Origin of the sequence: Tateyamaria rhodophyticola (assembly GCF_047777875.1) — a bacterium.
Taxonomy (GTDB): Bacteria; Pseudomonadota; Alphaproteobacteria; order Rhodobacterales; family Rhodobacteraceae; genus Tateyamaria.
On record NZ_CP180519.1, the window covers coordinates 1337354 to 1350005 of the forward strand.

The window sequence follows — 12652 nt, forward strand, 5'->3', positions numbered from 1 at the left end:
GCCCACCGCACAGGGTTCAGTTGATCAGACCCGCATGGCGCAAGCCATCATCGACCAGTGCCTTGGTATCATCCGACAGCTCCGTCAGCGGCAGGCGTACTTCCCCACCGCACAGGCCCAACCGCGACATCGCGTATTTCGCGCCGACCAGACCCGGCTCGGTAAAGATTGCCTTGTGCAGCGGCATCACCTTGTCCTGAATATCCAGCGCTGTGGCGTAATCACCGGCAAGGCACGCTTCCTGCATCTGGCTCAGCAATTTAGGCGCAGCATTCGCCGTCACCGAAATACAGCCAACACCGCCTTGGGCATTGAACCCATGGGCCGTCGCGTCTTCACCCGACAGCTGAATGAAATCCGCGCCGCATGTCATCCGTTGATCACAGACCCGCGCCAGATCGCCGGTTGCATCCTTGACCCCGACGATACGCGGCAGCTTGGCCAACTCGCCCATGGTCGCCGGTGTCATGTCCACGACCGACCGGCCCGGAATGTTGTAAATGATGATCGGGATGTCCGCGCAGTCATGCAGCGCCTTGAAATGCGCGATCAGACCGCGCTGTGTCGGCTTGTTGTAATACGGCGTTACCACAAGAGCGGCGTCCGCACCCACCTCGGCTGCGAATTGCACAAAGCGCATGGCTTCGACCGTGTTGTTCGACCCGGCACCGGCAATGACGGGAATGCGGCCCGCAACGGTTTCCACAACCGTCTTGATGACCAGTTCGTGCTCGTCATGGGTCAGGGTCGGGCTTTCGCCGGTTGTGCCAACGGGGACAAGCCCGTGGCTGCCTTGGTCGATATGCCATTCGACCAGCTTCTTGAGGCCTTCCAGATCCACAGCGCCGTTTAGAAACGGCGTGACGAGGGCAGGCATAGAACCTTTAAACATTCTCACGCTCCTTTTTCAGGTATGGCAGGCAGAGGGCCTGGGATGATTTTCGCACATGCCGCAGAGGTGAGTTGAAACCCCACGCACCCGGCATATGCTCAAGGCTCTGACCACGGCCCAACGGGAATTGCAAGAACATGCGCCGATTTGCCTGCATCCTGGTCCTTGTCTGTGTCGCGGCAACCGCGGCCTTTGCGGAACGCCCACGCCCTCTGGGCTGGGCCTTGGATGCGGTGCGCGGTGGCAATTGGGATGCCGCCGCTGCTTTGGCCGCACGGGATGGTCCCGTCGCCGCAGATGTCATCGAATGGCAACGCCTGCGCGCCGGTCGCGGGTCCTACACCGATGTCACGGCATTTCTGGAACGCCGCCCGGACTGGCCCGGTGAGACGCTGCTGCGACGCAGATCAGAGGCAGCAGTTGTACGTGCCGGGGATGCCGCGATCCTGTCCTTCTTCGCAGGTGCGCCGCCACAGACGCCACGCGGCGTGTTGGCCCACGCCGCTGCCCTGTCTGCCGCAGGCCAATCAGGCGATGCAGAGGCAAATGTCGTACTTGCCTGGCGCACCCTGCCGATGAATGCAGAGGAACAGTCCCTGTTCCTGAACGCCCATACCAACACGGTACAACCGCATCACGCGGCCCGCCTGGATGCCATGTTGTGGGCAGGCGACGGTGCAAATGCGCGGCGCATGTTCGACCTCGTACCCGAGGGTCAGGTGGCTTTGGCCCGCGCGCGGCTGGCGCTCCAGAACCTGTCTGACGATGTAGATGGTCTGATCGAAGCCGTGCCAGACGCATTGGCCGAGGATGCTGGCCTGGCCCGTGACCGCTTTGAATGGCGGGTGCAAAAGGGGCGTTGGGGACCTGCCAAAGACCTGCTGCGCACCCGTTCCGCGTCGGCAGAGCGTTTGGGCCGACCCGAAGCGTGGGCCAACCGCAGAGGGGCGTTGGCGCGCGATGAAATGCGGGACGGGGACGCGGCAACAGCCTACCAGATCGCAGCACTCCATCATCTGAATTCCGGTTCCGCCTATGCCGATCTCGAATGGCTTTCGGGCTATATCGCGTTGCGTCTGCTGGATGATCCTGAACTTGCACTCGGGCATTTCCAGAACCACCGTGCGGCCATTGCTTCCCCCATCTCGCGCGGGCGCGCGGGATACTGGATCGGGCGCGCATATGAAGCGTTGGACCAACCCGAGGCAGCCGCAGCCGCCTATGCCGACGGGGCGCAATTCCAGACGTCATTCTACGGGCTGTTGGCTGCCGAACGCGGTGGCCTGCCGGTGGACCCCGACCTGGACGGGTCCGAAGGGTTCGGCGATTGGCGCAACGCGGATCTGAGCCGCCGTGATCTGTTCGAGGCGGGACTGCTCCTGCAAGCCTCCGGTGAATTGAGCTTTGCCGAGCGGTTCTGGACACATCTGGCCGAGGACCTCGACCGAGACGAGGCCGGTCTGCTGGGACAGGCGGCCATCGACGTGGGTCAACCCCATCTTGCCGTGATGATCGGCAAACGGGTCGCACGGCGCGGCATCACCCTGCATGCGCCCTACTACCCGCTGCATCCACTGGCACAGGCCGATCTGCCCATGGCGCCAGAGATGAGCCTGGCCATCGCCCGCCGCGAAAGCGAATTCGACCCCGGCGTACAATCCGGCGCGGGCGCGCGTGGCCTGATGCAGATCATGCCCGCCACAGGCCGCGAAGTGGCTGCCGACCTTGGGCGCAGTGACGCGCACACAACCGAGCGGCTGATTGACGATCCTGTCTATAACGCTGAACTGGGCTCCGCCTATCTCAGCACGCTGGCGGGACGCTATGCGGGCAATGTGGTCCTGATGTCGGTTGCCTATAATGCGGGACCGGGGCGGGCGGACCGGTGGATCGGTCTCTATGGCGATCCGCGCGCTCTGGATGCGTCCTTTGACATCGTCGACTGGATCGAACACATCCCGTTCCGCGAAACGCGGAATTATGTGATGCGCGTCACGGAAAGCCTGCCCATCTACCGCGCACGGCTTGGCGGTGATCCGCATCCCGTATCCTTTACCGAAGAGCTTTCAGGCGCGGGCCTGCTGCCGTTCGCGCCACAGGGTGAATAGGCCCGCACCCACGATGATTGCTGCGCCTAGGGCCACGTTCCATTCCAGCGCTTCGCCAAACAGCAAGATGCCCACGCTCGCCGCAAACACCATCTGGAAATAGGCGAATGGTTGCACCGCGCTGGCCTCTGCCACCTCATAGCACCGGATGAGCAGCCAGTGACCCGTGGCACCCGTCATGCACAAAAGCGCCATCCACACCCAATCCGTGCCACTCATCGGTTCCCAGAACCACAGGCCCACGCCGGTCATCGCCACCGCGCCCACGGTGCCGGTCCAGAAAAAGCTGGTGGCGGTCGTATCGCGCCGCGCAGCGTAGCGGGTCAGCAGGCCGTACATGGCAAACATCAGAGCGGAGACCACAGGGATGATCGCCGCCGGGTCAAAGACACCCAGGCCCGGTTTGAGAATAAAGAGCACGCCGACAAACCCAACGCCAATAGCAAGCCAGCGCCGCCAGCCCACCGTTTCACCAAGAACCGGACCGGACAGCGCCGCAACAAGAAGCGGGTAGGCGGCAAAAATGGCGTGGCTTTCCACCAGCCCAAGCACGGTGAACGCCGTCACCATCACACAGATTTCCGCCGCCAGCAGCAGGCCGCGAAAGGCTTGCAGCATTGGTTGATCCGTCCGTGCCGCAGCCCGCACGCCACCCGCCTTGCGCCCGGCCACGGTGATGACAAAGGCCGCAAAGAACCAATAGCGGATCATGACGACCATCATCACGTTGTAGCTGTCCGCGAGGTGGCGCGAGATTCCATCCTGCGCGGCAAAGACGATGGACACCGCAACCATCAACGCAATACCGAGGCGCGTGTTGTTGCCCGCACTCACGCCTTGACGCCCCGCGTCATGTGCCGCTTGCGCCCGAACCCGGGGACCCGCGTGACGTTGAACCCCGCGTCTTCCAACCCGCGCCGGACATGGCCCGCCGCCGTGTACGTTGCGACCGTCCCTGCGGCAGCCGTATGCCGACCAACCTCTGCCATCAGGTCCGCGCCCCACAGCTCGGGGTTTTTTGCCGGCGAAAATCCATCGAGAAACCAGGCATCGGCCCTGCCGCCCCAAGCCGGCAGGCTTGTGCGCGCATCACCCACCAGCACTGTCAGGGTCACATCACCAAGATCGTACACCGGCCCGTCCCCGGACAACCCATCGATCAGGGCCGCCGCAAGTGCCTGCATCTCGGGAAACGCCTGCAAGGCAAGCGCCATATCCGCCGGGCCCATCGGATACGCCTCGAAACTGGTGAAATGCAGCCGTCCGGGCGCACCTGCACGGCGCCATGCGTCCCATGTGGCCAGCAGGTTCAGCCCCGTGCCAAAGCCAAGTTCTGCCACATGAAACCCGTCCGCAAACCGCGCAGGCAGATCATTGCCCGAAAGAAACACGTGCCGCGTTTCCGCCAGCCCGTCGTCGAGGCTGAAATACGGGTCATCGAAACGGGTCGAAACAGGCACGCGCCCGTCGCGCCACTCCAACGTCATGCTCTGGTCCTGCATGCGGCGTCCTTGTATGTGGTCGCTGGCATCCTTGGCGAAAGGAACAGGGCTTGGCAACGTCAGAGATTACGATCCGGGGTGCGGGCATCTTTGGGCTGTCCATCGCGTGGGCCTGCGTTCAGCGTGGCGCGCATGTCCACGTGATTGACCCACATGGTCCAGCAGCCGGGGCCAGCGGTGGGATTGTCGGCGCGCTTGCCCCTCACGTGCCTGAAAACTGGAACGCAAAGAAACAGTTCCAGCTGGAAAGCCTTCTGATGGCGCAAGCGTTCTGGGAAGGGGTTGTGGCGGCGGGTGGCGGCGCACCGGGATATGCCCGCCTCGGGCGGGTGCAACCGGTTCGAGACGACGCCTTGCCGCTCGCAGAGGCGCGCGGCACGGGCGCGGACACCCTTTGGGCCGGGCAGGCACGCTGGCGCTTGCAAGAGGCGGGCACGGGCGGTTGGACCCTCGCCGGTGCGACACGTCACGAGATATTCGACGATCTGAGCGCACGGGTGCACCCCCGGGCGGCTTGCGACGCACTTGTCCGCGCACTCGAAGTGCGCGGCGTCCGGATCAGCGCAGAGGGTCAGGACCGCGGACCCGTGGTGCACGCCAGCGGTGTCGCAGGCCTCGAGGCACTCAACGCCCGCCACACGCGCCTTGTGGGTGCCGGGATCAAGGGGCAGGCCGTGCTGTTAGATCATGCGGCCCCCGATGCGCCGCAACTCTTTGTCGATGGGCTGCACATCATTCCCCACGCAGACGGCACGACCGCTGTCGGGTCCACGACGGAACGCGAATACGACGATGCAACCAGCACGGATGCGCAGCTGGACGCGGTGCTGGACCGTGCGCGTGATGCGGTGCCTGCGCTGCGGGATTCCCCGGTGCTTGCCCGCTGGGCCGGGCTGCGCCCGCGCAGCCGCAGCCGCGCACCAATGCTGGGTCCCTGGCCGGACAGGCCCGGACACTTCATTGCGAATGGCGGCTTCAAGATCGGCTTTGGCATGGCGCCCAAGGTCGCGGAGGTGATGGCGGACCTGATCCTTGATGGACGCGGCGAAATCCCGCCCGGGTTCGAGGTGGCGGCGTCACTCTGACGTCTCTGCCTCAGCCTCCATGACATACCGCCCATCCGAGGCCGCAACCCACAGACGCGTTCCATCACGGCACAGCGTTGCGGTTTCCGTATGAACCAGAGGACTGCGCCCGCGAAAGGAAAACCCGCGCAATGGACCCAACTCCGCCTCTGCCTTGAGCATCAGCAGTTGCGCCAAAAGCGGCCCGTGCACGACCAGCCCGCCATATCCTTCGACCTCACGCGCGTAAGCTTCGTCATAGTGGATGCGATGCCCGTTGAACGTCAGCGCCGAATACCGAAAAAGCAGCGTGCTGCTGAAGGTTGCCGGATTCCCCGCACCGTCCGGCGCGGGCGTTGATGGCGGCGGCACAGCGGTCCCATCCGCTTCGGGACGGTACACCAGATCCTGCCACTCTGTCAGACAGCGCACGCGGTCCTGCCAAACCTCGTGACGCAAGGTGACAAACCCCAATGGCCCGCTGCGCCCGGTCTTGTGCTCTGCATTTTCACAAACGGTCCGCTTTTCCGCCTCCGCCCCGACACGCAGCGGGTGTTCAAACCGGAGCCGTCCGCCGGCCCACATCCGCCGGGGCAACCCCATGTCCGGGATCAGCCCACCCACCTGCGGATGCCCGTCACGTCCCAAGGCGGATGGCGCGCGCGCGTCCCAGAAATAAAGCTGATGAAAAAACGGCGGCAATGGATCACCCGCGCACAGCGTCCGATCAAGGCCAAGCGCGGCCAGCATCGCAGAGGCGCGCGCGAGATCCATGCAATCGCTTTGACGGAGTTCGGCAGGTGCGGCAGGTTGCGTCATGGCCACAGATGACAGGAAGCCGCGCCCATGGACCAGCCCAAATTGACAAGCCTCGACCACCTTGTGCTGACCGTGCGCGATCTCGATACGACAATCGCCTTCTACCGTGACGTCCTCGGCATGGACCACGCACCGTTTCAGGTGGCCGATGGCAGCACGCGGCACGCATTGCGCTTTGGGCCGCACAAGATCAACCTGCACCGTGCCGGGGCAGAGTTTGAGCCGAAAGCGCAGTCGCCTGCACCGGGCACCGCGGACCTGTGCTTTTTGACCGACGTGCCGATTGATGACTGGCAGGCGCATTTGCGCGCAACGGGAACAGATATTGAGGACGGTCCTGTACCGCGCAGCGGTGCGCGCGGGCCGATCACGTCACTCTATATCCGCGACCCCGACGGCAACCTGATCGAGATCAGCGTGCCGCAGACAGGCTGACCTCGTGCCGCAGCGCATCCATGAGCGCAGTCAAATCCCGCACATACATATCGCCCTGCAATGCGCCATCGGCATCAAAGGCGTCGTGTGAGGCAGCCAGATGCACCTCTGGCCCCAGCAAAAGGCGCGGGCGGAACGCCACCAGATAGGTCCGCAGGATCAGTTGCGCGCGTTCGCCGCCTGATCGCCCGGCCGCAGCAGACATGACCGCAACCGGCTTGTCCCGCCACGGCGTGCCGGACACCCGGCTGACCCAATCCAGCGCGTTTTTCAGAACACCGGGAGGGCCTTTGTTGTATTCCGGCGTGGAGATCAGCACGGCGTCGGCTTCGGCAATCTGCGCGGCAAGGCGTGTCACCTCAACCGGGATTCCGTCCGCCTCTTCGGCGTCACCATCATAGAGCGGCAGCTGCAAATCCCCTTCGACATAGGTGCAATCACCATAAAGCCGCGCCGCCTCGCGCAGGAGTTTGCGGTTGGTCGATCCCGCCCGCAGCGCGCCGGAGATCCCCAACAGGGTCGTCGTCTGTGCCATGCTCAAATCCTTGCAGTACCGCTCTTATTCTGGCGCGCATGCAGCACAAGGCAAGAGGCCCGGATGCGAACATCCGGGCCTTTGGTCATCAATTGCCAAAACTTTGATCAGTTTCAGGCGTTGGGCAGGATCACGATTTCAACCCGCCGGTTCTGTGCCTTGCCTTCCGGCGTCAGGTTGCTGGCGATGGGCTGGCTTTCGCCGCGACCAAAGGTCTGAACCCGGTTGAACGGCACGCCGTTGTTCAAAAGCACGTCTGCCACAGCGTTGGCCCGACGTTCGCTGAGCTGCTGGTTGAACGCAGCTTCGCCGTCACTGTCGGTGTGGCCGACGATTTGAACCGTCGAATTCGGGTAATCGCCAAGGCTGGATGCCAGCACACCAAGATCGGATTGCAGGTCAGGACGCACGGCAAAGCTGTTGACGGCGAACAGGATATCCTGCGGGAACGACACGATCAGACGGTCACCGGTGTTGGTGATCGTCACACGGTCATTGCCCAGATCGCGGCGCAACTCCGCTTCCTGCCGGTCAAGGCTGTATCCGATACCGGCACCCGCAGCACCACCAAGGGCCGCACCAATAACCGCGCCGCGGCCACGGTCGTCACTGATCAACGCACCGATAACTGCGCCTGTGCCTGCGCCAATCAAAGCGCCCTGATTGGCGTTCTTGTTTTCGGGGTTGCCGCCCAATGTGCCGGGGTCAGTACACGCGCCAAGCGCAACCACTGCGCCAAGGCTCAATACGAAAGGAATTTTATGCATGGGTCTATCCTACTGCCTTCGAAGTCGGTCCTTGTTCGGGCAAGGCACCTGATTTGATGCGCTCAAGATAGGGGCGTATGGTGCGTCAAAACAGGGGGAATTTGCGACAAGCGGCATCCCGCCGAGGTAAAATTGGTGTGTTATGCCTCTGCCCGGGCGGATTCGAAGGCCAGCAACGCCCGTTTCACGGGCAGGCCCCAATGGTATCCACCCAAGCCGCCCGATTTGCGCAACGCGCGGTGGCACGGGATCAACCAGCTGATGGGATTGCGCCCCACGGCGGTGCCCACGGCGCGCACGGCCCGCGGATTGCCAATACTGCCCGCGATCTCGGAATAGGTTGTCACGTGGCCTGACGGCACCCGCAACAATGCCTCCCATACCTTAATCTGGAACGGCGCCCCGATGAGGTAAAGCGGCGCCTCCTTCAGCTCGGCCTCCTGCGCACCGAACGCCGCCAGGACCCACGGCCGCAGGCGCATGGGATCCTCCACGAACGTGGCCTTGGGCCAGCGGCGCACAAGATCCTGCATGGCCCACGCCTCGCCCATTTCCGCGGCGAAGCCGAGACCACAAATGCCACGCTCCGTCCCCATGACCAGAGCCAGACCAAACGGGCTGTCGAACCAGCCCCAGAAGATCGTCAGGTTCGCACCGCCCTTGGCATAGTCGCCGGGGCTCATCGCCTCCCATCGCAAAAACAGATCGTGCAGCCGACCCGTCCCGCTCAGCCCTGCCGCATGTGCGGCCTCAAGCGTGGTAAAGCGATCCTCCAGCAAAGCCTTGGCATGGCCGAGCGTCAGGTATTGCTGATACCGTTTGGGCGAAACTCCGACCCACCGTGAAAAAATGCGCTGAAAATGCGCGGGGCTCATGTCCATTTCAGCGGCAAGCCCGTCCAGCGTCAGCGTTCCGTCGGCCCCGTCGATCAAGTCGATCGCACGGCGCATGACATTGAAGTGGTACCCAGTTTCAGGCGTTTGAGATGCGTTCTGTTCCATATCGGGCAAGATAGGCGCAGGCCGCGCGCCGCGCGACCCGTTTCCTGCGCCAAAACGCTGCATGGCTTGCCCCCCGGTCGGATTTTGCCCATACCGACCGGCATGGCAAAGCAGTTGGACTATCATACGATCCGCACGATCTTCGAACGCTTCGAGGCGGTCGATGCTGCACCCGAAGGCGAGCTTGAACATGTCAACGTCTATACGTTGGTTGTGGCAGTGGCCCTGTCGGCACAAGCAACTGATGCGGGCGTGAACAAGGCGACCCGCGCCCTGTTCCAGATCGCGGACACACCACAAAAAATGCTCGATCTCGGGATCGAGGGGCTAACCGAACATATCAAGACGATTGGTCTGTTCCGTCAAAAGGCCAAGAACGTCATCAAGCTCAGCCAGATTCTCGTGGACGACTATGGCGGCGTTGTGCCCAACAGCCGCGCGGCGTTGCAATCGCTGCCGGGCGTGGGGCGCAAGACCGCCAATGTGGTGCTGAACATGTGGTGGAAGCACCCTGCCCAGGCGGTGGACACCCATATCTTTCGCGTGGGCAACCGCACGGGCATCGCACCCGGAAAAACGGTCGATGCGGTCGAACGCGCCATCGAAGACAACATTCCTGCGGATTTCCAGTTGCACGCGCATCACTGGCTGATCCTTCATGGCCGCTACGTCTGTGTGGCGCGCAAACCCAAATGCGGCGCCTGCGTGATCCGCGACCTCTGCCCCTTCAAGGAAAAAACCGAATGACCCAATACAAACTGGTCGGCATCGGCAATGCCGTCGTTGATGTGATTTCCCATGCGGATGACAGTTTTCTCGATCTCATGGGGATCGAAAAAGGCATCATGCAATTGATCGAACGCGACCGGGGCGAAGTGCTCTATGGCGCGATGAAAGACCGGTTGCAGACGCCCGGCGGTGCCGTGGCCAACACGATTGCAGGCGTCGGCGCGCTTGGCCTGCCCACCGCGTTCATCGGTCGGGTACATGACGACACGCTGGGTCAGTTTTATGCCGCGTCGATGCAGGACAGTGGCACCGATTTCGTGAACGACCCGGTTGCGGGCGGTGAACTGCCCACTTCGCGGTCCATGATCTTTGTGTCGCCGGATGGTGAGCGGTCGATGAACACCTATCTCGGCATTTCCACCGAACTGGGCCCCGATGACGTTCCGGACGCTGTCGCGTCGGGCACGGAGATGATGTTCCTCGAAGGGTATCTCTTTGACAAGGACAAGGGCAAAGAGGCATTCCGGCAGGCGTCACGTCTGACACGGGCCGCCGGTGGCAAATCCGGTATCGCCATTTCTGACCCGTTCTGCGTGGACCGCCATCGCCCCGACTTCCTCGACATGATCGAAAACGAGCTGGATTATGTGATCGGCAACGAACACGAGATCAAATCGCTCTTTGAAACGGATGACCTTGAGGCCGCGCTGGCCAAAACTGCCGACATGATCCCGCTGGTCATCTGCACCCGGTCCGGTGACGGGGTCACGATCATCGGTGATGGCGCGCGACACGACATTCCCGTTGAAACCGTCACGCCAGTGGACGCAACCGGCGCAGGCGATCAGTTTGCGGCCGGGTTCCTCTACGGCCTGATCACCGGGCGCGACCTTGCCACCTGTGGCCGCATGGGCAACCTGTGCGCGGCCGAAGTCATCAGCCATGTGGGTCCACGCCCGCAGCAGGACATGAAAAAGGCGTTCCAGGCCGCGGGCCTGCTGTGATGCTGAGCGACGGGTATCACGGCGTTCCGCGCGGGAAAGTGGCGACAATCGTTACCGACCTTGAAATGCGGGCCAAGGCCGATACCCGTCCCGTCACGCCTCCGGCAGGCTGGGACCTGGTCCGGCACACCGCGCCGACCCTGTCGTGGTATCGCGCCCTGTTTCAGGCGGTTGGTCAGGACTGGCTGTGGTTCGGGCGCATGATCATGGACGATGACACGCTGCAGGCGATCATCACCGACCCCAAGGTGCACGTCTACACCCTGCAGCGCGACGGCGTGGATGGCGGCCTCTTGGAGCTGGACTTTCGCGAACCGGGGCAATGCGAGCTGGCCTATTTCGGGCTGACACGGCCCCTGATCGGATCAGGGGCTGGACGCTACCTGATGAACAACGCAATTGATCTGGCCTGGGCGCAGGCGATCACCCGGTTTCACCTGCATACCTGCACACTCGACAGCCCACAGGCGATGGCGTTCTATCGCCGCTCGGGATTTGTGCCGGTATCGCAAAAGGTGGAAATTGCGGACGACCCGCGTATCGCACACGGCTATGACCGGCGCCTTGGTCCGCACGTGCCGATCTACGATCTCTGATCCACCAGCAGCCGTGAATAGTGCATCATGCCCGATGCGCACAACGCCGCCTCAATCCGCGCCCAAAGCGCGCCAAAGGCAATCGGTTCCATCCCTGCGCCGGTGCGAATTTCCGTCAGGCTGCGCCGCCCGTCGATCCCGGCAATGACCTGTGCGGCCTGCTTCGGCAGGTCAAAGGTGAAGGCCTCGCCTGCCGTATCAATGATAATCTGCCCGGTGCGCGCCACATGTTGCGCCAATGCCTGCGCAGGGGCGCCGCGCAGATGCGGGATCGCATCCGGCTGGCCCAGGGGCGGTGCCACCACATGACCTTTGGGGCGGGCATAGACCACATGTGTCTTGAACGTGCCCCGCAAGTCCTCGGCCAACTGCATCCGCGCAACACCCTCCGGCAATTCCAGATCACCGGTCAGACGCGCCGGATCGTACAGCATCGGCTCCGGCGTCCCGGCATAATCCAGCCCCGCAGCGTGCAGAGCATCGGTAAGCTCCGTGATGGTGAACGGGCGGTCTGTGCTGTGCAGCAGCAGATCATAGAACCCCGCATCCCCCTTTTCATGATCAACGACACGGGTATTTCGTTTGAAAGGATGCGCGTCCGGCAAACGGTCATAAATCGCACGCGCGCGTTTCAGCCGCTCGCGTGGTTTGAGACCGGCAAGCGCGGTGCCAAATGCAGCCTGCAAAGGATAGACGCCGGACCGGCCATGCGGGGCATAGACCATGATCCCCATACCCCCGTCCGGTTTCAACGCCGCCGCAAGCGCATCGAACCCGGCCTGCGGATTGTCGAGGTGATGCAGCACCCCGCAACAGTCAACATAGTCAAATGGCCCATGATCCCGTGCATCCAGCAGGCTGCCCGTGACAAAGGTTACGCCGCCCAGCTTCCGCATCTTGGCGCGCTTTTCGGCGATGCGACGCGATGCGGTGGACAGATCCAGATAGGTGATCTCAAACGGCCTGCCTGCATCCGTCAGGGTCTGTGCCAGCTGGATCAGCGCATCGCCGGTGCCGCCACCGGCCACCAATGCGCGCAAGGGCTGCGACCAATCCCGCGCCCCGCCCCACAGCCAATGATCCATCTCTGTCGGCAGTGACGGCGACCCGGTGATCAGCCGCTTGCGTTCATCCTTTGGGTCGCGTTCGGGATAGGGGTAGGCCTCGTATTGGGCCTGCACATCGGAAGCGCTCATGACA

At 63.1% G+C, this 12652-nt stretch carries 14 protein-coding genes; 6 read left to right on the top strand and 8 right to left on the bottom strand.

Features of this window, described 5'->3' with window-relative positions:
- Positions 1 to 16: 16 nt before the first annotated feature.
- Positions 17 to 892, bottom strand: a complete 876-nt coding sequence (dapA, locus tag ACERHN_RS08180; RefSeq protein WP_415922142.1) for a 4-hydroxy-tetrahydrodipicolinate synthase — start codon at positions 890 to 892, stop codon at positions 17 to 19.
- Between the two features lie 137 nt (positions 893 to 1029).
- Here dapA and ACERHN_RS08185 point away from each other — a divergent pair, with 137 nt between their 5' ends.
- Positions 1030 to 3000 carry a lytic transglycosylase domain-containing protein gene (locus ACERHN_RS08185; protein ID WP_415922143.1) on the top strand — a complete coding sequence of 657 codons (1971 nt, stop codon included), beginning with the start codon at positions 1030 to 1032 and terminating at the stop codon, positions 2998 to 3000.
- On the opposite strand, the gene ACERHN_RS08190 is transcribed toward ACERHN_RS08185, so the two are convergent.
- Together ACERHN_RS08190 and mnmD are read right to left on the bottom strand one after the other, a co-directional pair.
- A complete protein-coding gene (locus ACERHN_RS08190; protein ID WP_415922708.1) occupies positions 2959 to 3795 on the bottom strand; it encodes a DMT family transporter in 837 nt (278 codons plus the stop codon). The two genes, ACERHN_RS08185 and ACERHN_RS08190, sit on opposite strands and share 42 nt — an antisense overlap.
- A gap of 35 nt (positions 3796 to 3830) precedes the next feature.
- Positions 3831 to 4502 (bottom strand): tRNA (5-methylaminomethyl-2-thiouridine)(34)-methyltransferase MnmD, encoded by a 672-nt coding sequence (gene mnmD / locus ACERHN_RS08195; protein ID WP_415922144.1) that lies wholly within the window; start codon positions 4500 to 4502, stop codon positions 3831 to 3833.
- A 50-nt stretch (positions 4503 to 4552) separates the two neighbouring features.
- Here mnmD and ACERHN_RS08200 point away from each other — a divergent pair, with 50 nt between their 5' ends.
- Positions 4553 to 5587 carry an NAD(P)/FAD-dependent oxidoreductase gene (locus tag ACERHN_RS08200; RefSeq protein ID WP_415922145.1) on the top strand — a complete coding sequence of 345 codons (1035 nt, stop codon included), beginning with the start codon at positions 4553 to 4555 and terminating at the stop codon, positions 5585 to 5587.
- Here ACERHN_RS08200 and ACERHN_RS08205 read toward each other — a convergent pair.
- On the bottom strand, positions 5579 to 6340 hold the full coding sequence (locus tag ACERHN_RS08205; RefSeq protein ID WP_415922146.1) for a MaoC family dehydratase N-terminal domain-containing protein: 762 nt from the start codon (positions 6338 to 6340) through the stop codon (positions 5579 to 5581). The two genes, ACERHN_RS08200 and ACERHN_RS08205, sit on opposite strands and share 9 nt — an antisense overlap.
- Positions 6341 to 6412: 72 nt before the next feature.
- Here ACERHN_RS08205 and ACERHN_RS08210 point away from each other — a divergent pair, with 72 nt between their 5' ends.
- Positions 6413 to 6820 carry a VOC family protein gene (locus tag ACERHN_RS08210; RefSeq protein ID WP_415922147.1) on the top strand — a complete coding sequence of 136 codons (408 nt, stop codon included), beginning with the start codon at positions 6413 to 6415 and terminating at the stop codon, positions 6818 to 6820.
- On the opposite strand, the gene ACERHN_RS08215 is transcribed toward ACERHN_RS08210, so the two are convergent.
- The 3 genes from ACERHN_RS08215 to ACERHN_RS08225 form a co-directional block, all read right to left on the bottom strand.
- Positions 6798 to 7355, bottom strand: a complete 558-nt coding sequence (locus ACERHN_RS08215; RefSeq protein WP_415922148.1) for an NADPH-dependent FMN reductase — start codon at positions 7353 to 7355, stop codon at positions 6798 to 6800. The genes ACERHN_RS08210 and ACERHN_RS08215 overlap by 23 nt on opposite strands.
- A 113-nt stretch (positions 7356 to 7468) precedes the next feature.
- Complete coding sequence (locus tag ACERHN_RS08220) at positions 7469 to 8122, bottom strand: OmpA family protein (protein WP_415922149.1); 654 nt, start codon at positions 8120 to 8122, stop codon at positions 7469 to 7471.
- A 140-nt stretch (positions 8123 to 8262) separates the two neighbouring features.
- Positions 8263 to 9123, bottom strand: coding sequence for a methylated-DNA--[protein]-cysteine S-methyltransferase (locus ACERHN_RS08225; RefSeq protein ID WP_415922709.1), 861 nt, complete (start codon positions 9121 to 9123; stop codon positions 8263 to 8265).
- A 102-nt stretch (positions 9124 to 9225) separates the two neighbouring features.
- Between ACERHN_RS08225 and nth the strand changes: the two genes are divergently transcribed.
- The 3 genes from nth to ACERHN_RS08240 are packed head-to-tail and all read left to right on the top strand — an operon-like array spanning position 9226 to position 11452.
- Positions 9226 to 9870 carry an endonuclease III gene (gene nth, locus ACERHN_RS08230; protein ID WP_415922150.1) on the top strand — a complete coding sequence of 215 codons (645 nt, stop codon included), beginning with the start codon at positions 9226 to 9228 and terminating at the stop codon, positions 9868 to 9870.
- Positions 9867 to 10856 (top strand): adenosine kinase, encoded by a 990-nt coding sequence (locus ACERHN_RS08235; protein ID WP_415922151.1) that lies wholly within the window; start codon positions 9867 to 9869, stop codon positions 10854 to 10856. The genes nth and ACERHN_RS08235 overlap by 4 nt, the downstream gene beginning before the upstream one ends.
- Positions 10856 to 11452, top strand: coding sequence for a GNAT family N-acetyltransferase (locus tag ACERHN_RS08240; protein ID WP_415922152.1), 597 nt, complete (start codon positions 10856 to 10858; stop codon positions 11450 to 11452). The genes ACERHN_RS08235 and ACERHN_RS08240 overlap by 1 nt, the downstream gene beginning before the upstream one ends.
- Here ACERHN_RS08240 and ACERHN_RS08245 read toward each other — a convergent pair.
- On the bottom strand, positions 11440 to 12648 hold the full coding sequence (locus tag ACERHN_RS08245) for a class I SAM-dependent methyltransferase (RefSeq protein ID WP_415922153.1): 1209 nt from the start codon (positions 12646 to 12648) through the stop codon (positions 11440 to 11442). The genes ACERHN_RS08240 and ACERHN_RS08245 overlap by 13 nt on opposite strands.
- Between the last annotated feature and the right edge of the window lie 4 nt (positions 12649 to 12652).

Bases quoted from the DNA above. Each gene is read 5' to 3' on its own strand.
- dapA (WP_415922142.1), bottom strand. From the start codon at position 892: ATGTTTAAAGGTTCTATGCCTGCCCTCGTCACGCCGTTTCTAAACGGC.
- ACERHN_RS08185 (WP_415922143.1), top strand. From the start codon at position 1,030: ATGCGCCGATTTGCCTGCATCCTGGTCCTTGTCTGTGTCGCGGCAACC.
- ACERHN_RS08190 (WP_415922708.1), bottom strand. From the start codon at position 3,795: ATGGTTGCGGTGTCCATCGTCTTTGCCGCGCAGGATGGAATCTCGCGC.
- mnmD (WP_415922144.1), bottom strand. From the start codon at position 4,502: ATGCAGGACCAGAGCATGACGTTGGAGTGGCGCGACGGGCGCGTGCCT.
- ACERHN_RS08205 (WP_415922146.1), bottom strand. From the start codon at position 6,340: ATGGATCTCGCGCGCGCCTCTGCGATGCTGGCCGCGCTTGGCCTTGAT.
- ACERHN_RS08210 (WP_415922147.1), top strand. From the start codon at position 6,413: ATGGACCAGCCCAAATTGACAAGCCTCGACCACCTTGTGCTGACCGTG.
- ACERHN_RS08215 (WP_415922148.1), bottom strand. From the start codon at position 7,355: ATGGCACAGACGACGACCCTGTTGGGGATCTCCGGCGCGCTGCGGGCG.
- ACERHN_RS08220 (WP_415922149.1), bottom strand. From the start codon at position 8,122: ATGCATAAAATTCCTTTCGTATTGAGCCTTGGCGCAGTGGTTGCGCTT.
- ACERHN_RS08225 (WP_415922709.1), bottom strand. From the start codon at position 9,123: ATGGAACAGAACGCATCTCAAACGCCTGAAACTGGGTACCACTTCAAT.
- nth (WP_415922150.1), top strand. From the start codon at position 9,226: ATGGCAAAGCAGTTGGACTATCATACGATCCGCACGATCTTCGAACGC.
- ACERHN_RS08235 (WP_415922151.1), top strand. From the start codon at position 9,867: ATGACCCAATACAAACTGGTCGGCATCGGCAATGCCGTCGTTGATGTG.
- ACERHN_RS08240 (WP_415922152.1), top strand. From the start codon at position 10,856: ATGCTGAGCGACGGGTATCACGGCGTTCCGCGCGGGAAAGTGGCGACA.
- ACERHN_RS08245 (WP_415922153.1), bottom strand. From the start codon at position 12,648: ATGAGCGCTTCCGATGTGCAGGCCCAATACGAGGCCTACCCCTATCCC.